Source organism: Arenibacter antarcticus (assembly GCF_041320605.1).
Classification (GTDB): Bacteria; Bacteroidota; Bacteroidia; order Flavobacteriales; family Flavobacteriaceae; genus Arenibacter; species Arenibacter antarcticus.
In genome coordinates this window covers 1,256,017-1,278,393 of sequence record NZ_CP166679.1, presented here as the reverse complement: position 1 = coordinate 1,278,393, position 22,377 = coordinate 1,256,017, and the positions used below count along the sequence as shown (strand labels likewise).

The window sequence follows — 22,377 nt, the reverse complement described above, 5'->3', positions numbered from 1 at the left end:
TTAACTGAAAAAGTAAACATATAATTGATGCTAAAAACAAGGCTTTTCCCCACCTTATTACTTTTACTAATTACTTCAATAACAAATGCAAAAGACCGAGTTGGGCTGGATGGCAAAATGACGGTGGATATAGAGCTGATCAATCCATCCAAGGAAATAAACAACGGAATAGCGGAAGTACACGTCATAGGGGGTAAAGCACCTTATAAGTACAAATGGAGCAATCCCAAGACTGCATTGGACCAAAATAGAGCTATTGGGTTGATAGAAGGGATGGAGCATTCGGTTAGTGTCACCGATGCGGATGGGAATACGGTTTCGAAAAGGTTTAAAATTCGGGCAGAATCCATAATAGAGATATTTAATAGCAATGTACAGCCGGCAGTGGACTATTTGGGAGCCATCTTGTTTTGGGATCCCTTTGCTGCATTAGGAGTTTATGACCCAGTGGTATATAGTGATCAAAGCACCATAGTTGTTCCTTTAGAGGATGTAATGGATCAAAATTATAAGCTGGGAAGTTGGTTTGTGTCTACGGGGCAGAAAGTTGAAAAAGGGCAGAAAGTTGCGCTTCTTATAAGTGATAATGCCAAAGAAATATCTGTTTATGCTACAGCAGATGGAATTTTAAAGCAGGTGGTAAAGGAAGGGGCCCTTTTTTCTCAATCAGGGAATGGACCTTCTTCGAGCGATATTAATTTAGCCGAAATTCAATATGAATATCCACGGCCATTATTGTATCCCAATGGGGATATAAGAACTAGTACGATTCCTTTTATCGTCATTTGGTTAATTCTGGGGAGTATATTTTTTACATTCCGACTAAAGTTTGTCAATATAAGAGGGTTTCTACACTCCATAGATTTGGCAAGAGGTAAATATGATGACCCCACCGCCCCTGGTACGATAACTCATTTTCAAGCTATGGCAACCGCCACATCGGCTACTGTAGGCCTAGGTAATATTGCAGGAGTCGCCGTTGCGATCTCACTAGGAGGGGCTGGAGCCACATTTTGGATGTTTACGGCCGGATTCTTTGCGATGTCATTAAAGTTCGCAGAATGTACTTTGGGCGTAAAATATCGATTTATTGATGAAGAGGGACGGATTTTTGGTGGACCGATGAATTATTTGCGCTATGGATTGGAAAAGCGGAATCTAAAAAAGCTAGGAAAATTCCTCGCAGCTCTATTTGCTATTCTGGGGATTGGAGCTTCTTTTGGCGGTGGAAATATGCTGCAATCCAATCAGGCATTCAAGATAGTTTCCGAACAGCTTCCCTTTTTACAAGGACAGGGGTTTTGGTTTGGAGTTGTGTTTGCCATCCTTGTAGGTGCGGTTATTATTGGTGGGATTAAGAGTATTGCCAAGGTTACCGAAAAAGTGGTTCCTTTTATGGCAATACTATATGTGTTGGGCTGTTTGGTGGTAATAGGAACTCATATAGAAAATATTGGATGGGCGTTTCGCGCAATTATAGATGGAGCCTTTTCAGCTGCTGCTTTAAAAGGTGGTTTTATTGGGGTGTTGATCATTGGACTTCAACGAGCTGCTTTTTCAAGTGAGGCAGGGGTTGGTTCCGCAGCAATTGCCCATAGCGCCTCAAAAACCAACCATCCCATTGCTGACGGGTTTACCTCATTGGTGGAGCCATTTATAGATACTATGTTGGTGTGTAGCATGACTGCATTGGTATTGATATTTACCGGAATGAACAATGTAGATGGCCTAGGTGGTGTAGAGCTCACCTCCGAAGCCTTTGGCAGCGTGGTGTCCTGGTTTCCAAAGGTATTAGCTGTGGCGGTCTTGTTGTTCGCATTTTCTACTATGGTGTCTTGGTCTTATTACGGAATGCGTTCGTGGACCTATTTGTTCGGTAGGAGTAAAAAACTGGAAATGGTGTATAAATTATTGTATTGCCTATTTGTAGTATTAGGGGCTTCCGTGAGTCTTGGGGCAGTATTGAGTTTTGCAGATATGATGATCTTGGCAATGTCATTCCCCAATATTATAGGACTATATATTCTGTCGCCCGAGATAAATGCTGACATGAAGGTGTATTGGAAAAAACTGAAGCAAGGAGAACTCTATATCAATCCTAAATTTCGAAAAAGCTAAATATAGCTTAATCAGGGTATCTAGGATTGATTTAGAGTGGTCTTTATATGCTCACCGTTAATTATGCTCTTCCCATTTGAATAGGAGAGTAGAGAACCTGTGTCATTGGTAACTTATTTCAATTTTTTACTGATTATCCCACTCCCTGCGGATGTCTTCAGCTAATTGTTCGTAACGTTGATTTAAATCTGATGAAAGGGTTTTAGAATATTTATGCAACCTTCTTAATTGCAGGGAGAAATAAATACTGAACAATCCGGCAAAAAGAAAACTCAGACTTATCAAAACCACAACACTCATTCCCGCAAATAACGGATTCCACAGTAGAATGAAAGAAAATAGAGCACCTAGGATTCCTAGAGCCATAAGACTGCCCCAATTTTTACTGCCATATTTCTTGATGTCTATAGCCATGCTGATCGCCGCAATGGAGCGGAACAGGATCACAAACCCAACATAAAATGCTAGGGTAGTAATGGATAGGGCGGGATTTAGCAGTAACAGAATCCCAACGATGAAAGTGATGATTCCAAAGGCTAATGTCCATCCCCAGTTCTCCAATTGATCTCTATTGACCAAGGAGAAAATTATTTCAGATATTCCTCCAAACAAGAAAGACATGGCAAACAAAATTGCCAAAGTGATAAGTGAACTTAGTGGCGCGGTAAAGGCGACAATACTGACGATTACAAAAAATATTCCTACAAGAAGGGGAATGTACCAATGTCTAATAGCCTTTTTAATCGATTTCAGAAATAATGTTTGCATAATGTGCTAATTTAGATGGATTTAATGGTTTAAAAATAGTGCTTTTACAGTGCCTTTTTCTATACTAAAATACCCTGCTATAGGGAGATTAAAATAAGAATTCATAATTTTTAAGTAAGCTGTTTTAAATCTTTGGGAGACAGTTACTATCTTCTAATAGTATTAAAATACTGTTTAGTTCGTAACTAAGCGAACTAAATGAGGTAAAGTTTTGTTAATGTTATGAATCGATTATTTAACCTAGGTTGTATATTAGCGAAATTACTAAACAATAGGGCTCTGAAAGAATAGGTGGACCATGGGCAAATTGATTATTTAGATCAACTTTTAAGTTACATTCAGTGGGTCTTTTATATCGTAAGAAATTTTAAATATGAAGCGACTTTTTTCCAATCTACTTTTCAAAGTCTTTTTGGCCATAGTTTTAGGGATTGTTTTTGGGCTGTTCTTACCCGAATCTATAAGCAGAATTTTTGCAACCTTTAATGCATTCTTTGGTCAATTTTTAAATTTTTCCATTCCCCTTATTATCATGGGGCTTATTATGCCGGCTATATCTGATCTAGGTCGAGGAGCGGGTAAATTACTATTGCTGACAGCTGCAATTGCCTATGGATCGACCCTTTTTTCAGGGTTTATGACTTATTTTGCGACTTCAAGCATATTTCCTTCTCTATTAGAATCGCACGTCGCCGATGCTGCCAGTATTACCCAAACGGGAAAGGAGCTCCTGCCTTATTTTAGTATTACCATTCCCCCAGCTTTGGATGTAATGACAGCTTTGGTATTCGCTTTTGTAATTGGGTTGGGACTGTCCTATCAGGAAAAATCTACCTTGGGGGCAATGGTCAAGGATTTTCAGGTTATTATTATGCAATTGATAGAAAAGGTGATCGTTCCCCTTTTGCCACTGTACATTATGGGAATCTTTGCTGGAATGGCCTTTAACGGAAAGGTGTATTCCGTACTCTCCGTATTTGTTACCATTATAGGAGTCATTTTTGCACTGCATATTCTCTTATTGATGATTCAATATGTTATTGCTGGGATTCTTACCAAAAGGAACCCTGTGAAATTACTGGTTACCATGTTGCCAGCCTATTTTACCGCCTTAGGTACGCAATCTTCTGCGGCGACAATTCCCGTGACCTTAGAACAAACTTTAAAGAATGGCGTTTCCGAAAAAATTGCAGGCTTTGTGGTGCCCTTATGTGCTACTATTCACCTGTCCGGTAGTATTATGAAAATTACCGCCTGCGCCATGGCCTTAATGATTTTGCAAGGTATGCCATTTAGCTTTACGCTTTTTGCAGGCTTTATATTTATGCTTGGCATAGCTATGGTGGCTGCACCTGGGGTTCCCGGAGGTGCAATTATGGCCGCTATTGGGATCTTACATTCCATGCTGGGTTTTAATGAGGAAATGCAAGGACTTATGATTGCCCTATATATTGCAATGGATAGTTTTGGTACTGCATGCAATGTTACCGGAGACGGAGCCATTGCCTTGGTGGTGAATAAATTGACGAAACAGGTAGGGACTTAAAAGGGGCTATGTTATAACGGATAGTTTTCAATTTTTCCACTTTCAACATAAATAACAGCACAAAGCTTAGGCAGTTATGATGTAAGCTTATTCCAGTACATTTTTAATGTTACCTTGCTTTTTTACTGTTTTGGGTTGTATCTCCATATTTGGTTGAATGTCTGTCCAGCCATTTTCATAATAAAAGCAGTACTTTAAATATTCCTTTTTTTCCTTATTGATGCAAATACGGATTTCCAGCATATCCTTGTTTGTGGGCACATAATCAAAATTGAACACCTCTTGCTGTTTACTTGCTGCAATAGCAGGTCTAAATTGCCATGGGCAAGTTCCTTAGCGGTATATTCTGGTGCCATAATTTCCCCCATATAGTCCGCTTTTGGTTATGAATTTGAGCGCAGCCTCCATATATGGTCCTCCAGACTGAGGTTTTTACAACAGCTACACAATTTAATTTGACTGGAAATTTTACACCTATAGAGGGGTTATTATTTACATGAATATAAATTTTTAGTGAATCTATCTATTTCCTTTCTATTTGCAAGCGTCTTTTTTTTGGATTAAAGCATATAACACTTTTTACTACTAGTCCTCACTATTTTGATTGGAAGGGCGAGTCTTAGGATCTGCTATTATGTTATAAAACATTCTATGGCATTGGGTAAACTGTCCTCTATCTTTTCCTTAGTTTTCGTAACTTCCGAGTTTATTGCAAACAAGCAATATTGTAGCTTTACTTATGGGAAATAGGAGAACTTTTATACTACTTGGTTTCTTGCTTTGTGCCTTTTCATATTCCCTTATGGGACAGGTCTTACTTCCTCCCATTCAGAACTATCGCATTTTTGAATATCAGGCCGCAAGTAAAAACTGGGACCTTTCCGTGGACCCTGAAGGGGAACTTTATGTGGCTAATAATAAGGGATTGCTCCATTACAACGGGGAGCAATGGACCTTGAACCAACTTCCCAATAAAACCACCATACGTTCCGTGGCATGGATCAAGGAAAGGATTTATACAGGCTCCTATGAAGAGTTTGGCTTTTGGGAAAAGAACGTTGTTGGTGGGTTGGAATATACCTCTCTTACCCATTTAATTCAGGATCATGAATTTACGAGTGAGGAATTCTGGCAAATATTGCCTTTTGGGGACTCCATTGTATTCCGATCTTTTTCTGGAATATATGTTTATAAGGACAATCATATTTCTATTGTGGAACCCCATTTCGTGGTGAACCATATGGTAGTCTGGGAGGGTAATATTTTTGTTGCAGGAGGACAAAATGGTTTAAGCTATATAGTAGATAGGGACCTTGTTCCCGTTAAGGATACTACAATCCTAAATGATAAGATTGTCGTAGATATGGAGCCTGTCCCTAACGGACTAATTATTGGCACCAAGTTGCACGGGGCCTTTGTGCTTTCTGAAGGCAGATTACAGCCTTTACCAGATAAGATCAATATGGAGTTGAAAAAGCACCAATTAAACCAGATCTTGCCTTTGGCAAACGGTAAACTAGCTTTTGGTACTATTAAGAACGGTATTTATTTCTATGACTGGGAATCGAATACCTACCAATGCCTAAATAGGGAAGTTGGATTACAGAACAATACCGTATTGGCATTGGAACAGTACAGAGAGCAGCTTTGGATTGGATTGGACAATGGTATCGACAGGTTGCAATTAGATAATCCTCTTACCTATTATACGGATTATACTGGGGCTGTTGGTACGGTATATGACGTTGCCCTGCATCACGGAATTCTATATTTAGGAACCAATACGGGAATTCATTACTTTGATGGGAATATTCTAAAATTTGTAGAGGGCTCCCAAGGCCACATTTGGGATCTGGAGGTAGTGGAGGGAGAGTTATTCTGTGGCCATAATACGGGTACGTTTATCCTCGAAAATGGACGCCTAAATAAGATATCTGATATATCAGGAGGGTACCAAATGGTAAAAGTACCCAGAGAGGGTTCCCTTTATCTTCAAGGAACCTATACCGGAATCGCAAGGTATATGAAGAACAGTGATGAAAAATGGGACGTTGAGGCAATCCAAGGAATTACTTTTCCAGTTAAATATTTGTGTTTTGAAAACCCTTCAACGCTATGGGTAGCACATCCTTATAAGGGATTATATCGGATAACCCTGAATGAGGATTATAATAAGGTAGTTCAGAAACAGGAATTTGGACCGGAGGCCATTCAGAATAACTATAATATAAAACTCTTTAATATCAAAAATCAAATTGTTTTTTATAGTGAGGGCATTTGGTATAAATATGACCCGATTGTCGGAAAAATAATCGTCTTTGAGGAGTTTCAAGACTATAATAATAAGGATTTGGTGCATTTTGATAATGATTACTATTGGTTTATTAACAATGAAGGAACCAAGGAGTTGCTGGTAACCAATCTTAAGGGTGACTATTTTGCCTTGGAGGATGAGCAGTTAAGTAGGCGGTTAGTTCCGGAGGCCGAGAACATTATTAAGCTTAATGACAGTATTTACTTTTTTACCCTAAGTGATGGTTTTAGTAAATTGAACCTTACCAAACTTCGCCGCCACCTTCAAAAATTTGAGCTTACTACCCCCAAATTAGTCAGCTTTAAGGACGAGAATAAAATCTATTCCTTAGGTGATGCTCCCTTGGTCATCCCCTATAAATGGTCTCAACGAATTTCGCTGGAAATGGCGGCCCCTGATCTAGTGATGCCTAGATATTACTATGAGTTAAGCGGTCCCTTGGAACAATCTGGTCATCATGAAAAGGGGTCATTTTCCTTTTACAACCTGCCTTATGGGGATTACAGACTGAACGTCTATACCATAGGGATAAATAACGAACGTTCCCTTCCCCAGCAAATGGAGTTTCAGATTAAGCCGCCCTGGTATTTATCTACGGTGAGTTTTGTGGTCTACGCATTGATGGGCATTTTGGTAATCTTTATGGTCCGAGGATACAATAGACGAAAGTTAGATCGTAAGCATACTTTACTAAGGGAAAAGTTAGAGCGTCAACAAGAGGAGAAATTGGCACAGTTGGAAAAGGATAAACTGGCCAAGGAAATACGAATGAAACAGAAGGAATTGGCCAGTACCACTATGAGTATGGCCAGGAAAAACGAACTTATCCTTGAGCTGAAGAACCTTTTGCTGATGAACAAATCTAAATTTAGTAATCAACAGCGCTATCGTTCCTTTATGAAAAAACTGAACAGTGCTATTAGCGATGATGAGGATTGGAGACATTTTGAAGTGAATTTTAAAGAATTGCACAACGATTTCTTTGACACACTTTTGCAACGCTTTCCTACCCTTACGCCAAAGGATCTAAAATTATGCGCTTACCTTAAAATGAATCTTGCCTCTAAAGAAATTGCACCTCTCATGGGGATTAGCACCAGGGGAGTGGAGATACATCGTTACCGACTTCGTAAAAAACTGGAATTGGACAGCGAACAGAACATTTCTAACTTCCTTATTACGCTTAAGTGAGTAGATGAAGGATTTAGGGTGAGATATTCCTATTGTTTAAAGCAGGTTTCCACTACATCAATACTACATCAACCTGTTAAAAATTCTTAATAAAACCTATTCATTACTACTGCAAGCACTTGCTAAATGGGGCTTATGGGGCCAATTTCTTTTCTGATGTAGTTTTTATGTACTCCTCGTCCCTTTATTGGGTTAATGATTTATTAATTTAGTAAGTATCTAACTCAATCATTACACAATTATGAAAATTAAAAACGTTTTATTGTTAATTTCGTTCTTGTTGTTCCAGTGGTTTGCTTTTGCCCAGGATAATATTACTGTCCGCGGTATGGTAACGGATAACAGTAATCAGCCCTTACCAGGGGCGTCTGTTATTGTTAAGGGAACAACCACAGGAACACAGACCGATTTTGATGGAAATTTTGTGCTGGACAATGTTTCGGCAAATGGAACCTTGGTTTTTAGTTATTTGGGATTTACCTCTTTGGAAATCCCCGTTAACGGTCAAACCCTTCACAACATCCAACTTCAGGAAGACACCCAGGCGCTGGATGAGGTGGTAGTTGTGGGTTATGGTTCGCAAAGGAAAGCAGATCTTACAGGATCTATTACTACTATTAAATCTGAAGATATTACCAGAACGCCTTCGGGTGCTGCAATGCAGTCATTACAAGGTAAGGTGGCAGGTTTGCAAGTGATAAGTAGTGGTGCCCCGGGTACCTCGCCTACTATTAGGGTACGTGGTCTTGGGTCTTATACAGGTGGAGGGGCATCTAACCCACTCTATGTTGTAGATGGCACTTTTTACGATGATATTAACTTTTTGAACAGCGAAGATATTGAAACTATTTCGGTGCTTAAAGATGCTTCGGCATCTGCTATTTATGGCGTAAGAGCTGCTAACGGTGTGGTGCTCATTCAAACTAAATCTGGAAAAGCAAATCAAAAACCTCAAATAACTTATAGTGGTTATCAAGGTGTACAGGTTGCTCAAAACATAGTAAAACTATCCAATTCAGAACAATTTTCCACATTGGCCAGAGAATCTGGATCTGTAGCAGAAGCGAGTTTTATAGACAATGCGATGCAACGCTATGGCCGTAGTAGGATTAACCCTAACATACCCAATGTAAATACTGATTGGTATGATTTGATCTTGCGCCATGCCCTAATACAAAATCACAGTTTGGGGGTTACAGGCGGAACAGAAAGTGTTACCTATTCATTAGGATTAAGTCAATTTGAACAAGAAGGTATTCTTAAGATGAAAAATGACTATGAACGTTTTAATATTAGAACGAAATTAAATGTGGACATAAGCGACCGCTTACAAGTAGGGGTTTCTGCTCTATTAAGTAATGCAACCAGATACCGTCCTGAAGACGGAGCGTTTAGTTCGGCCTATTTTGCGGTGCCCATAATGCCCGTTCTTGATCCCTCTAAAACCGATGCCTTTCCTAAGCCTTATGCAAATGCGTCTGATTTAGAATATAGAAGGCCTCAAAACCCGTTTCCTTTAATGGAAAACACCGAAAACAGGAATAAAATTCGAAATACCTTAATCAATTTTGATTTACAGTATCAGGTCATTCCAGATAAATTGACTTTTAAAACGGCATATTCCCATAATTTTGAAACCCTAGAAACTAGAGACGTGAGGCTTCCATTTTTTTATGGAATTGATGATGCATTTAGGGAAAATGCAGAGCTGATTAAAAGAAACGAAACGTTTTCTGAGCAAACTTGGGATAACACATTAACCTACAACGATGATTTTGGAAAGCACAATTTAACTGTATTGGCAGGTACATCTTTTAGGGATAGATCTTTTGAGCAGCTAGAAGTGAAAGGGTTAAACTTCCCGAACGGTCCTGGAATTGGTGATGAATCTTATTTTTTAGATTTAGCGAAGAGCATTGACCTGGATGGGGTTGGTGATCATGGGGTGAGACAATATTTCTTCTCTTACTTTGGACGTGTCGCTTATAATTATGACAATAAGTATTTATTATATGGGACGTTTCGTGCAGATGGGACCAGTAAGTACCAAGAAAAATGGGGCTATTTCCCTACCGTGGGTGCTGGTTGGGTAATTTCTGAAGAAACCTTTATGGAAAACCAGGGTGTTTTCGATTTCCTGAAAATAAGGGCAAGCTGGGGTGAATTAGGGAATGCCAATGTAAATGCCAGTACCGGAGGTATAACTTCTACGGAGGTTACTTCTGCCTTTGGTGATATCCGATATTCAGGATTGGTTACAAGTAGTGATTTTGAAGCCTTAAAATGGGAGGTTACTGCGGAAACAAACGTAGGGATTACTGCAAGGCTATTCAATAATCAGTTATCTATTGAGTCCGACTACTTTACTAGGGAAACAAGAGATGCCATCATCCCCGTTTCAAGACTTCTAGTGCCAGGAGAAACCAGACAAAACCTAGGGATCATAAAGAACTCGGGATTTGAAATAGCTTTGGATTGGAAAAAACAAGTATCTGATAAATTCAGCTATAGTATTGGAGCAAATTTTTCAACCTTAGAAAATGAAATACTGGATTTAGCAGGACAACCCAATTTAACCACCGGTGGTGATGTGGCACAACGATCCGTTGTAGGAGGGGCTATAAATTCTTTTTACGGGCTTGAAGTAGCAGGGGTGTACCAAACCCTAGAGGAGATTCAAGCAGATCCTGCTGCGCAAAAGGCTATTGCAGATGGAAATCCCAATGTACCAGCTGTGCAACCTGGAGATTTTAGATTTGTGGATCATAACGGAGACACTTTTATTGATGCTCAGGATAGAGTAGATCTAGGTTCTTATTTACCCACATACAACTTTGGTTTTAATTTAGGGCTTAACTACAAGGCTTGGGATTTTTCATTAAACGTTATCGGTCAAGGAGGAAATGTGATAGCAAACATTAAACGTTTCGCCATCAGGCAAACACCCGACCCCAATATCGATAGGGATTTTGCCGTTAACCGTTGGCATGGTCCAGGTACATCAGATACTTATCCTTCTGCAAGGGGGATAAGAAACCCATGGAGCAATCAATTTCTCAATAGCTTTTTTGTAGAAAAGGGCGATTTTGTGAGGTTGCAAAATGTAACGGTAGGCTACACATTGCCGCAGTTAAAAGGAAAATTCAATCCTAATATCAGATTCTACCTGACCGCAGAGAGGCCATTGACCTTGTTCGACTACAATGGCTTTACTCCTGAAGTTTCAGACGGCAGGGACAATCAGACTTATCCTATTCCTGGAGTGTATACCATGGGTGTAAACATCAAAATATAAAAAAACAGCTATGAAACTATATATAAAGACAAACAGATTTCCGGTGATTTTAGCATTGATAAGTGTACTTCTTATTGGCTGTTCAAACGAATTGAATCAACCGGAACTCAATAACAATTTTGCCGGGGGTACCGACTTTTCGAAAACCGACGATATGATTTTTTCACTGATCGGGGTCTACCAAACTGTTACTAACAGGGGTTGGGAACAACCCTTGGTGGTCTCTACCAGGGGAGATGATGTAAATGCGGCAGGGGACCAGCAGGGCCTTAAAAATCAAGATCGTTACGTATATGACAACTCCTTTTTTGGTTCCAGAACCTTATGGGAAACCTATTATGGTGATATTATCCGTGCCCATACCGGAATGGAGCAAATTGAAAGATATATGGAGTTCGCTGATGCTGATGGTATTGCCAAAGGAAACCAGTACATCGCGGAAGCTAAAGTGCTAAGAGCAATATTGCTTTTTCAACTTTCACAGGTTTATGGCGCAGTTTTTATTCCCGAATCTTCCGATCTTGATGATTTTGCCAACGTTACTTCAGTTCCTTCAAAGGATGAGGTGATGCAACATCTTTCCGATCAGATGGATGAAGCTCTCCCGTTTTTGTTGAACATGCGACCAAACGAACGGACGGATTTACCTGGAGGTGTAACTAGATATACCGCTTTGCATATTAAGGCTTTGGCCAACCAAGAACTTAAGAATTACCAAGCGGTAGCAGATGCTGCTGGACAAATTATAAGTTCCGGGAAATTCAGCTTAATGGACGATTATTATGAATTGTTTAAAACACCTGGGAAGTTAAGCAATGAAAGTCTGTTCGAATTTCAATATTCCGATTTTGGTGTTGGCACAGGTGATAGGGTAAGCCATCAATATTCACCTTATGGTCCTAACGGTTGGACACCAGCTGTTGCTGGTGCCGGTGCTGGATGGGGATTTTTTGAGCCTAGCATGAAATATGTTACGTTTATGTTGGATAGAGGAGAAAATAAGCGTTTAGAGACTACCGTGTTGTTTACTCAAAATGGTATTGACAGTATCATTGCAACTACCAATTATACGGCAGGAACATTACCGTCCTTTGTTTCTCCTACCACTAGGGATGGGGATATGTTAAGTGATAATGCAAGAGCCATATTTTGTAGTGGGAAACATTATTTGCCAACTAATCAATTGATTCCTGGGCGTACTTCTTACGGCAGCAATAAAAATTACATTGTTTACCGTTATGCCGAAACACTATTGATGTACGCAGAATCTTTAGTACAAGGCGCTTCCAATTCTGCCATGACGGCAGATCAAGCTGTTAATTTGGTAAGGGGAAGAGCAGGGCTTACACCAATAAATGGGGTGACTTTAGATCAATTGGTGGATGAAAAATATGCTGAACTGGCAATGGAATGGGGCAAGCGGTTTTTTGATATGGTTAGGTTGGAAAGATATGGAGAGTTGAGTTATGAAGGAAGAACTTTTACTAAAGATAAAGCCTTTGTAACCTATCATCAGGATCAGATAGATGAATTCCCAATATTGGGGGAAATCAATAAATAACAAACAACATAGAAAAATGAAAAATCTTAAACTAATATGTGCCAGCTTGATCGCCGTGTTTTTTTTCTACGGTTGTGATCAGGGAATAGATGCTATAACACAAGTTGATCCAGGGACCGATGCCACCGCGCCACAGATAAAGATCAATTACCCTACGGAAGGGGTGAAAATAAAAGTGTTGGATGTGGTAACCTCCATTACAATCGATTTTGAGGTGACCGATGATATAGAGATTGCCAAGATAGACGTGATGTTGGACGGGGGAAAGATTGGAACCTACAGCAGTTTTAAAGATTACCGTCGATTTATGGAAAAAGACCTGGTCTATGATAAATTGACCGATGGTTCCCATGAGCTTTCCATTTCCGCGACAGATACGGAAGGGAAGACTACAGTGGCTACAGTAAATTTTGAAAAAGAGCCCGCCTATACTCCACTTTTTGCTGGGGAGACTTTCTATATGCCGTTTGATGGGGATTATTTTGATCTAGTTGGTCTTAAAAAGGCAGACAAAGTGGGAACTCCCGGATTTGCCGGTCTGGGCTTAATCGGGACCAACGCATACCAAGGAGCAACGGACGCCTATCTAACATATCCAACCGATGGCCTACTGGGGACCGAATTCACCGCGGCCTTTTGGTATAAGGTAGATGCCAGCCCAGATCGGGCAGGTATTCTTGTTATCGGGGACGATGCCGATGATCGCAATCAAGGGATTCGGTTGTTTAGGGAAGGCAGTGCTACTAATCAGACTATAAAAGCCAATGTAGGTATTGGCACCGGAGAAAGCTGGAACGATGGCGGGGTGCTCGATGTAACCGCTGGGGAATGGGTACATATTGCTCTATCTATCTCCGCAACAGAAAGCACGATCTTTTTTAATGGCGTGCCAGTTAGAACTGCTACACTAGGTGCGCCTGTAGATTGGACAGGGTGCGATAAAATGACCATTGGATCCGGAGGGGAGACATTTAGCTATTGGGACCATAAATCCGATAACAGCGCTATGGATGAACTCCGCTTGTTCAACACAGCATTGACCGAGGCCGATATCCAGAACATGATCAATATTACCAATCCCTATACCGGGGAATTTGACGGGGAAATGTTTTACCTAGCTTTTGACGGGGATACCAAGAATAAATTCACGAATGCAGCCGCTACAATTATAGGTGCGCCTGGTTTCGCTGGGGAAAGCGTTAGGGGTACAGATGCCTATGCAGGAGCGGCAGATTCCTATTTAACCTATCCTACAACCGGATTGACCACACCCGAGTTTAGCGCTACCTTCTGGTACAACCTAAATGCCGCTCCAGATAGAGCAGGGATTTTGGTTATGGGACCAGAGGATTTGGAAAGGCCAGAATTTCCAACCGTACAAAATTTACGGACTAACGGATTCAGATTTTTTAGGGAAGGTAATGCCACTAATCAGACATTTAAATTAAATGTTGGCAATGGTACTGCAGATACTTGGGTAGATGGCGGTGCTGCTGCATCATTGGATCCTACCACAACCGGATGGGTGCATATGGCATTTACAATTGCAAACGGTAAGGCTATCGTGTATTTTGATGGAGAAATTGTTAAAGAATCAGATTTTTCAGGTGTGGATTGGACTGGTTGCGACCTGCTATCCGTAGGGTCTGGGGCACCTAGGTTTACCGAATGGGGGCATTCATACGATGCCAGCTTTATAGATGAACTGAGGTTGTTCAACAAAGCCTTGTCACAAGAAGAAATACAAAACATAAGAAATACCGATTTATAGGATTTAGAATATGAGATTATCTATAGTTACATTAACAATGGTCGTTGCACTTTTTTTAACAAGTTGTAACGGCCAAAAAAAGTCCAATGCAAAAAATCAGGCTATTGCTAACAACTCCATAATAGAAAACGGCACAGACGCTGAATTGCTGGACAAAGTTCAAAGGCAGACCTTCGATTATTTTTGGGAAGGGGCCGAACCTATTTCAGGCTTGGCAAGAGAACGGATACATATGGACAATATTTATCCCAGTCACGATAAGGATATAATTACCATTGGAGGGTCCGGATTTGGACTAATGGCTATTTTGGTTGGTGTGGAGCGTGGATTCATTACCCAAGAACAGGCGGCAGAACGTTACTTGCGGATACTGGATTTTCTGGAGAAAGCAGATCGTTTTCACGGCGTATGGCCACACTGGTTAAAACCCGATGGAACCACAACTCCCTTTAGTAAAATGGATGATGGTGGAGATCTTGTAGAGTCTGCTTTTTTAGTGCAGGGCCTACTTACCGTAAAGGAATTTTTTGATAGACGAGGTACTACCGAGGCAGAGAAATCCATTAGCAGTAGAATCCAAAAATTATGGGAGGAAGTAGAATGGGACTGGTATACCAAAGGAGGGGAAAAAGTGATGTATTGGCATTGGTCTCCTAATTATGGATGGGATATGAACTTCCCTGTTGGGGGTTATAATGAAGCTTTGGTGATGTATGTTCTTGCCGCAGCCTCTCCTACGCACCCAATAGATAGAGAAGTTTACGATAAGGGATGGGCGTTAAATGGTGAAATTGCTAAAGACACTGTCTATTATGGCCTTGAAACCGAATTAAACCATTACGAGCACGATAAATCACCAGTTGGTCCTTTGTTCTGGGCCCACTATTCCTATTTGGGATTAAATCCAAAAGGATTAACAGATCAATATGGTGATTATTGGAAGCTAAATCGGAATCATGCTCTTATCCATTACGAACATGCAGTAGCCAATCCTAATAATTATAAGGGATACGGGGAGAATTTATGGGGACATTCATCAAGCTACTCCATGGAAGGATATTCGGCCCACCGGCCAGATAAAGATTTAGGCGTAATTACACCTACAGCTGCTCTATCGTCTATGCCCTATACTCCAGAAGAGAGTATTCGATTTTTGCGCTATATGTATCAGGAACAAGATTCCCTGATCGGGAAATATGGACCTTATGATGCCTTTAGTTTTGAGCATAATTGGAGCGTTCCACGGTACTTGGCTATTGACCAAGGCCCTATTCCTGTAATGATCGAAAATTATAGATCCGGAATGTTATGGGAGCTGTTTATGAGCAATAAAGATGTTCAAAAAGGATTAAAAAAACTAGGGTTCACAAGTAGCGCTGCAGAATAACATCTACAGATTCCCTGAACCTTCAGAAACCAAATTTCGCTATCCCATAAATATGTAAATGAGAGCTATTTTTATATTCTTTTCGCTTGCCTTATTCTTTTCCTGCTCTGGGGATGGCTCCCAAGGGCCTACCGGGGAATCACAATTGCCCGATCCGCCCAAAGAGGAACCTCCAATAGTTGAGGTGATATCGGATGAGGAATTGATGGACCTTACCCAAAGGGAAACTTTTAAATATTTCTGGGATTATGCGGAGGTCAACTCGGGCTGTGCTAGGGAGCGCTATCATCCAGATAATCCGGCGAATGATGCCAGTACGGTAACCACTGGGGGAACCGGTTTTGGTCTTATGGCTCTTTTGGTAGGCATAGAGCGTAATTATATCCCTAGGGAACAGGCAGTTGCAAGGTTGCAAAAGATGCTGGATTTTCTAGAGAATGCGGACCGATTCCATGGAGCCTGGCCCCACTGGCTGGATGGAAACACCGGGAAAGTAAAGCCTTTTAGCACAATGGACAACGGTGGCGATTTGGTGGAAACCGCTTTTTTGGTCCAAGGCCTGATTACCATAAAAGAATATTTTAAGGAGGGTTCCCCAGCGGAAAAGGAACTGGCTACTAAGGCCGATGACTTGTGGAAAGGGGTGGAATGGGATTGGTACACTCAAAACCAAAATGTACTCTATTGGCATTGGAGCCCTGATCATAATTTTGACATCAACCTACAGCTTAAAGGCTATAACGAAACCTTAATTGCGTACGTTTTGGCAGCGGCCTCACCGGATTATTCTATTTCCAAGGAAGTATATACGAATGGCTGGGCAACTAATGGGGATATAAAATCGGATAAAACCACTTATAATTACCCATTGCTGGTGAAACATCCGGGCTCGGAGACCTATGGAGGACCTTTGTTTTTTTCGCACTACTCGTTTTTGGGATTAAACCCAATAGGGTTAAAAGATGAGTTTGTGGATTATGGGGAAGTAAGTATCAATCATGCCAGCATCAATTATCGGTATGCTGTAGAGAATCCCAAGCAATTTATAGGGTACGGTCCAGATTGTTGGGGTTTATCCGCTAGTTATTCAAGAAATTCAGATGGCAGTCTGGGGTATAGCGCCCATTCCCCCGCTAATGATGTGGGTGTAATTTCCCCCACGGCGGCCATAAGCTCTATACCCTACACCCCAACAGAATCGCTAAAGGCCATGCACTATTTTTATCAACATAAAGATAAACTGTTGGGACCGGCGGGATTTTACGACGCCTTTAGTCCGCAGTATAATTTTTGGGTGGCAGAAGCATATCTGGCAATAGACCAAGGACCACAGATCATCATGATTGAGAATTACAGAACGGGACTGCTGTGGAAACTGTTTATGCAGAACAAAGAGGTTAAAGCAGGTTTAACAAAATTAGGATTTACATATGGGAACTAAAATAAGACTATTATTATTCATGTTTTGTCTGGGTAACGTTGCTACCTACGCACAAAAGGATCTTTACCAAGCGGCAACTTTTAAGAAAGGGGCAGATTCTTTAAAATATCGAATTTTATATCCTAAAGATTTTTCGGACTCTGAGCAGTATCCTGTGGTGCTGTTTTTACATGGGGCAGGAGAAAGGGGTAGTGATAATACCAAGCAATTGACTCACGGGAGTTCTTTGTTTTTAGAAGATGCTAATAGGGAAAAATACCCTGCTATTATCATTTTTCCACAATGTCCGCAAGAGGATTATTGGTCCAGCGTAAAAGTAAATCGCAATAAGCAACCCCTGGAATTAACCTTTCTATATAGTGAGGGGCCCACAAAGGCATTAGATCTGACTATGGCGTTGATGGATTCTATCGTAAAGAAACCGTATGTAAAAACGGATCAAATCTACGTAATGGGATTGTCTATGGGAGGTATGGGTACTTTTGAGATGCTGTATAGAAAGCCAGATATGTTTGCCGCTGCAATACCCATTTGTGGTGGGGGAGATTTAAAAGCATCGGAAGCATATGCAGATAAAGTTCCCTTGTGGATTTTTCATGGGGCACGGGATAATGTAGTAGACCCACGATTGTCATTGGATATAGCTGCAAAAATTATGGAATATGGTGGGTATCCAAATCTCACCCTTTATAGTGATGCCAATCATAACAGTTGGGATTCGGTTTTTGCTGAGCCTGATTTATTGCCCTGGTTGTTTTCACTAAAACGATCTGAATAGAGAACGACCAAAGAATTTTGCAATCATAAAATTGTGTAAAACGGAACCAGATGAAAAATTTTAAAAAAATAATTACAACAGCGGTTTTACTAGTAAGTGTAATAATATATGCACAGGAAGTGGTTCCGGAAACTTATATCAATCCTCTGGATATTGATTATACCTATATGGTTTATAATTCGAGTAAGAATATTTCCTACCGTTCCGGTGCAGATCCCGCAGTAATCGAATTTCGTGGTGAATACTACATGTTTGTCACTCGGTCTTTTGGTTATTGGCATTCCACCGATTTGATTAACTGGGAATTTATTAAACCTAAACAATGGTTTTTCGAGGGTTCCAATGCCCCAACCGCATTCAATTATAAAGATTCGCTGGTATATTTTGCAGGTGATCCCGCAGGTTACGGAAGTATTCTTTATACCGATGACCCAAAAAAAGGGGAGTGGACACCTACCGCTTCAATTACCAAAAACCTCCAAGATTCGGAGTTGTTTATTGATGACGACGGGAAAACCTATCTGTATTGGGGCTCGTCAAACAAACATCCCCTTCGTGTGAAAATGCTGAATAAAGACGATCGTTTTCTTGAAACCGGAGTTGAGAAAGAACTTTTCAATTTGGTTGAAGAAGAACATGGTTGGGAACGTTTTGGCGAAAATAATTACCATCCAACCTTAAAGGAGGGATACATGGAAGGTGCCTCGATGACCAAACACGACGGGAAATACTATTTACAGTATGCTGCGCCCGGGACGCAATTTAATGTGTATGCCGATGCTGCTTATATTGGTGAAACCCCACTTGGTCCTTTTACTTACATGAAGAATAATCCCATGAGTTTCAAGCCGGGCGGTTTTGCTAATGGGGCAGGCCATGGTATTACCGTGAAACAAACCAATGGCCAATACTGGCATTTTGCTACCATGGCATTGGCTTCAAATTCTCATTGGGAACGTCGTCTATCCATGTTCCCCACTTATTTTGATGATGAAGGATTAATGTATTCCAACACCAGCTATGGCGATTACCCTTTATTCGGGCCAAATCATCCAACAAAAGCAGGACAGCATAGTGGCTGGATGTTGCTTTCTTACAAAGGAAAAACAACGGTTTCATCTTCACAAATGCAGGTGAAAAAAAGTACTTCTACCTATGATGATTATGACATCACCGAAATGCCACTTGAAAAGAATAGTGAAAGTGAAATTATTTCTAAGCTGTTAACCGATGAAAGCCCAAAATCCTTTTGGGTTGCTGAATCCAATAATGATGAGCAATGGGTTAAGATCGAAATGCCTTCACCTGGAAATATTTATGCTTTTCAATTGAATTTTCATGATCAGGAGTCGGGCATTTATACCCGTACCGAAGGCCTACGACATCGATTCACACTGGAGGTTTCAGAGGAGGGAAAAAACTGGGAAACTGTTGTAGACAGAAGTGGGAGTTATAAAGATGCGCCAAATGCCTACATCCCCCTTAATCAACCTATACGAGGAAAATACGTACGCTACAATAATGTGGAGGTTCCGGGAAATAACCTGGCATTATCAGAAATAAGGGTATTTGGAAAAGGTTTAGGAAAGAAACCGGAAAAGGTGAAGGGATTTGAAATATCCCGGGAGGAAGACAGAAGAGATGCCTCTTTTATCTGGAACGCGGTGAAAGGAGCACAGGGTTACAATATCCGCTGGGGTATCGCACCAGATAAATTATACCACTCCTGGTTGATTTATGATGTAAATGAACATTTTATGCGCAACCTCGATCGCGATACGCGATATTATTTTAGTATAGAAGCATTTAATGAAAATGGGATTTCAGATAAAACTGAGGTACAGGAAGTGAAATAAAGAAAAGAAATTATCAATTTTTTACATTATAACTAAGATGAGAAAATTTAATCTGTTTGTCGCTGTTCTGTTTTTTACAGGGCTTTCAAGTCTACAAGCCCAAGAAAGGATCCCGCAAGTTGAAGAACTTTTGGCAAAAATGACCCTTGAAGAAAAAATAGGACAACTAAACCTACTTACTCCCGGTGGTGGTGTAGCCACAGGTGCGGTGGTGAGCCAAAATGTGGAAGCCAAGATCAAAGCGGGCCAGGTAGGCGGACTCTTTGGCGTAGCGAGTCCAGAAAAAATGAAGGTAGCTCAGGATTTCGCTGTAAATGATACCCGATTAAAAATTCCATTGTTATTCGGTTCCGATGTAATCCACGGATATAAAACAACATTTCCCATTCCCTTGGGACTTGCGGCGAGCTGGGATATGGCTCTGATGGAAAAAACGGCCCGGATTGCTGCTATTGAAGCGACTGCCGATGGAATAAACTGGAACTTTTCCCCTATGGTAGATATCGCTCGTGATCCAAGATGGGGCCGTATCGCCGAAGGGGCGGGGGAAGATCCATATCTGGGTTCCGCTATTGCCCAGGCAATGGTAAAAGGCTATCAAGGGACTGATCTTACCTTGGCCAACACCATGTTGGCAACAGTTAAACATATTGCACTCTATGGAGCCTCTGAAGGAGGGCGCGATTATAATTCCGTAGATATGAGCAAGGTGAAAATGTACAATGAATATTTACCGCCCTATAAGGCTGCAGTAGATGCCGGGGTCGCAAGTATAATGACCTCTTTTAACGATATAGATGGTGTTCCCGCTTCAGGAAATAAATGGCTCCTAACCGATCTGCTGAGAGAGCAATGGGGTTTTGACGGGTTTGTAGTATCAGACTATACCTCGGTAAATGAAATGATTGCCCATGGACTTGGGGATTTGCAAGCCGTATCTGCCTTGGCCCTTAATGCCGGACTGGATATGGATATGGTGGGGGAAGGATTTCTGACCACTTTAAAAAAGTCACTGGAAGAAGGGAAGGTCACTGAAGATCAAATAACCCAAGCCTGTCGTAGAATTTTAGAAGCAAAGCATAAGTTAGGCCTTTTTAATGATCCTTACCGTTACATTGATGCTAGTAGACCTGCTAAGGATATTCTAAATGACGAACATAGAAATGTAGCGAGGGAAGCTGCGGCGCGTTCTTTTGTGCTTTTAAAAAACCACAATAACATTCTTCCTTTAAAAAAGAATTTAAAAATAGCCTTAGTAGGTCCTTTGTCAAATAACAAGAACAACATGTTGGGCACTTGGGCACCAACGGGAAATCCGGACTTATCGGTTCCTATTCTGGACGGATTAAAGTCGGTAGCCCCCAAGGCTACTATTAAGTACGCCAAGGGAGCCAATATTTCGAATGATTCCGAGCTGGCGAAAAAAGTAAATGTATTTGGCCCCAGAATAGAAATAGATGAGCGTTCCCCAGAGGAAATGCTCAAAGAAGCCCTAGATCTGGCCAACGATTCCGATGTTGTGGTCGCTGTAGTGGGAGAAGCCACTGAAATGAGTGGGGAAGCGGCTAGTAGAACCGATCTTTCTATTCCTGAAAGTCAGAAAAAATTGATTCGTGCCCTAGTAGCCACTGGCAAGCCTGTTGCTTTGGTACTTATGAGCGGCCGTCCTCTAACAATACCTGAGGAATTGGCCCTTCCAGTAAGTATCCTACAAGTTTGGCATCCTGGGGTAGAGGCTGGGAATGCCGTTGCAGATGTACTATTTGGGGACTATAACCCGGCAGGAAAACTAACCGCCACCTGGCCGGTAAACGTTGGACAGATCCCCATATATTACAGTATGAAAAATACCGGTAGGCCAGCAACTACCGAAAGTTTTCAGAAATTTCAATCCAATTATCTAGATGCCCCTAATGCCCCATTATTGCCGTTTGGCTACGGACTTAGCTATACGCAATTTGAGTATTCTGATCTTAGCATCGATAAAGCGGGAATAGGGCAAGGAGAATCTGTGACTATTACGGTTAGCCTTAAGAATACCGGCAACTATGACGGGGAGGAAGTGGTGCAACTCTATCTTAGGGATGTAGTGAGAAGCATTACACCCCCAATGCGGGAACTAAAAGGATTTAAAAAAGTATTTCTTAAGCAAGGAGAAAGCAAGTCGGTCAGCATTACCCTTGCCCCAGATGATTTGAAATTTTATAACAGCCAACTGGATTTTGTTTCGGAACCTGGAGAATTTGAGGTGTACATCGGCACGGATTCCAATGCTACGGAGAAAGTGAGCTTTATCTTAAATTAAAATAAATCTACTAGGTCAAGGAATACGGTTTGGCCCAAAAGAATTG

The 22,377-nt window shown here is 41.0% G+C and carries 13 protein-coding genes; 11 read left to right on the top strand and 2 right to left on the bottom strand.

The features are described from left to right. Positions 1-27: 27 nt before the first annotated feature. Entirely contained in the window at positions 28-2,118 is a 2,091-nt protein-coding gene (locus tag KCTC52924_RS05290) for an amino acid carrier protein (RefSeq protein ID WP_251806818.1), read from the top strand. A 126-nt stretch (positions 2,119-2,244) separates the two neighbouring features. On the opposite strand, the gene KCTC52924_RS05285 is transcribed toward KCTC52924_RS05290, so the two are convergent. Next, positions 2,245-2,886: an HdeD family acid-resistance protein gene (locus KCTC52924_RS05285; protein ID WP_251806819.1), complete on the bottom strand. Its 642-nt coding sequence runs from the start codon at positions 2,884-2,886 to the stop codon at positions 2,245-2,247. 373 nt (positions 2,887-3,259) lie between these two features. On the opposite strand from KCTC52924_RS05285, the gene KCTC52924_RS05280 reads away from it, so the two are divergent. Next, positions 3,260-4,432 (top strand): dicarboxylate/amino acid:cation symporter, encoded by a 1,173-nt coding sequence (locus tag KCTC52924_RS05280; protein WP_251806820.1) that lies wholly within the window; start codon positions 3,260-3,262, stop codon positions 4,430-4,432. Positions 4,433-4,519: 87 nt separating this feature from the next. Here KCTC52924_RS05280 and KCTC52924_RS05275 read toward each other — a convergent pair whose 3' ends face one another. After that, complete coding sequence (locus tag KCTC52924_RS05275; RefSeq protein WP_251806821.1) at positions 4,520-4,711, bottom strand: hypothetical protein; 192 nt, start codon at positions 4,709-4,711, stop codon at positions 4,520-4,522. Between the two features lie 523 nt (positions 4,712-5,234). Here KCTC52924_RS05275 and KCTC52924_RS05270 point away from each other — a divergent pair. The 9 genes from KCTC52924_RS05270 (at position 5,235) to bglX (ending at position 22,331) form a co-directional block, all read left to right on the top strand. Next, positions 5,235-7,937 (top strand): LuxR C-terminal-related transcriptional regulator, encoded by a 2,703-nt coding sequence (locus KCTC52924_RS05270; RefSeq protein ID WP_251806822.1) that lies wholly within the window; start codon positions 5,235-5,237, stop codon positions 7,935-7,937. 241 nt (positions 7,938-8,178) lie between these two features. After that, a complete protein-coding gene (locus KCTC52924_RS05265; RefSeq protein ID WP_251806823.1) occupies positions 8,179-11,232 on the top strand; it encodes a TonB-dependent receptor in 3,054 nt (1,017 codons plus the stop codon). A gap of 10 nt (positions 11,233-11,242) precedes the next feature. Next, complete coding sequence (locus KCTC52924_RS05260) at positions 11,243-12,793, top strand: RagB/SusD family nutrient uptake outer membrane protein (protein WP_251806824.1); 1,551 nt, start codon at positions 11,243-11,245, stop codon at positions 12,791-12,793. 16 nt (positions 12,794-12,809) lie between these two features. Continuing rightward, entirely contained in the window at positions 12,810-14,564 is a 1,755-nt protein-coding gene (locus KCTC52924_RS05255; RefSeq protein WP_251806825.1) for a LamG-like jellyroll fold domain-containing protein, read from the top strand. Positions 14,565-14,574: 10 nt separating this feature from the next. Beyond that, complete coding sequence (locus tag KCTC52924_RS05250) at positions 14,575-15,951, top strand: glucoamylase family protein (RefSeq protein ID WP_251806826.1); 1,377 nt, start codon at positions 14,575-14,577, stop codon at positions 15,949-15,951. Positions 15,952-16,009: 58 nt separating this feature from the next. After that, a complete protein-coding gene (locus tag KCTC52924_RS05245) occupies positions 16,010-17,392 on the top strand; it encodes a glucoamylase family protein (RefSeq protein ID WP_251806827.1) in 1,383 nt (460 codons plus the stop codon). Continuing rightward, positions 17,382-18,170, top strand: coding sequence for a prolyl oligopeptidase family serine peptidase (locus tag KCTC52924_RS05240; RefSeq protein WP_251806828.1), 789 nt, complete (start codon positions 17,382-17,384; stop codon positions 18,168-18,170). The genes KCTC52924_RS05245 and KCTC52924_RS05240 overlap by 11 nt, the downstream gene beginning before the upstream one ends. A gap of 50 nt (positions 18,171-18,220) precedes the next feature. After that, positions 18,221-20,026, top strand: a complete 1,806-nt coding sequence (locus KCTC52924_RS05235) for a family 43 glycosylhydrolase (protein ID WP_251806829.1) — start codon at positions 18,221-18,223, stop codon at positions 20,024-20,026. Positions 20,027-20,063: 37 nt separating this feature from the next. Further along, positions 20,064-22,331: a beta-glucosidase BglX gene (gene bglX, locus KCTC52924_RS05230; RefSeq protein WP_251806830.1), complete on the top strand. Its 2,268-nt coding sequence runs from the start codon at positions 20,064-20,066 to the stop codon at positions 22,329-22,331. Positions 22,332-22,377: the final 46 nt, after the last annotated feature.

Bases quoted from the DNA above. Each gene is read 5' to 3' on its own strand.
- KCTC52924_RS05290 (WP_251806818.1), top strand. From the start codon at position 28: ATGCTAAAAACAAGGCTTTTCCCCACCTTATTACTTTTACTAATTACT.
- KCTC52924_RS05285 (WP_251806819.1), bottom strand. From the start codon at position 2,886: ATGCAAACATTATTTCTGAAATCGATTAAAAAGGCTATTAGACATTGG.
- KCTC52924_RS05280 (WP_251806820.1), top strand. From the start codon at position 3,260: ATGAAGCGACTTTTTTCCAATCTACTTTTCAAAGTCTTTTTGGCCATA.
- KCTC52924_RS05270 (WP_251806822.1), top strand. From the start codon at position 5,235: ATGGGACAGGTCTTACTTCCTCCCATTCAGAACTATCGCATTTTTGAA.
- KCTC52924_RS05265 (WP_251806823.1), top strand. From the start codon at position 8,179: ATGAAAATTAAAAACGTTTTATTGTTAATTTCGTTCTTGTTGTTCCAG.
- KCTC52924_RS05260 (WP_251806824.1), top strand. From the start codon at position 11,243: ATGAAACTATATATAAAGACAAACAGATTTCCGGTGATTTTAGCATTG.
- KCTC52924_RS05255 (WP_251806825.1), top strand. From the start codon at position 12,810: ATGAAAAATCTTAAACTAATATGTGCCAGCTTGATCGCCGTGTTTTTT.
- KCTC52924_RS05250 (WP_251806826.1), top strand. From the start codon at position 14,575: ATGAGATTATCTATAGTTACATTAACAATGGTCGTTGCACTTTTTTTA.
- KCTC52924_RS05245 (WP_251806827.1), top strand. From the start codon at position 16,010: ATGAGAGCTATTTTTATATTCTTTTCGCTTGCCTTATTCTTTTCCTGC.
- KCTC52924_RS05240 (WP_251806828.1), top strand. From the start codon at position 17,382: ATGGGAACTAAAATAAGACTATTATTATTCATGTTTTGTCTGGGTAAC.
- KCTC52924_RS05235 (WP_251806829.1), top strand. From the start codon at position 18,221: ATGAAAAATTTTAAAAAAATAATTACAACAGCGGTTTTACTAGTAAGT.
- bglX (WP_251806830.1), top strand. From the start codon at position 20,064: ATGAGAAAATTTAATCTGTTTGTCGCTGTTCTGTTTTTTACAGGGCTT.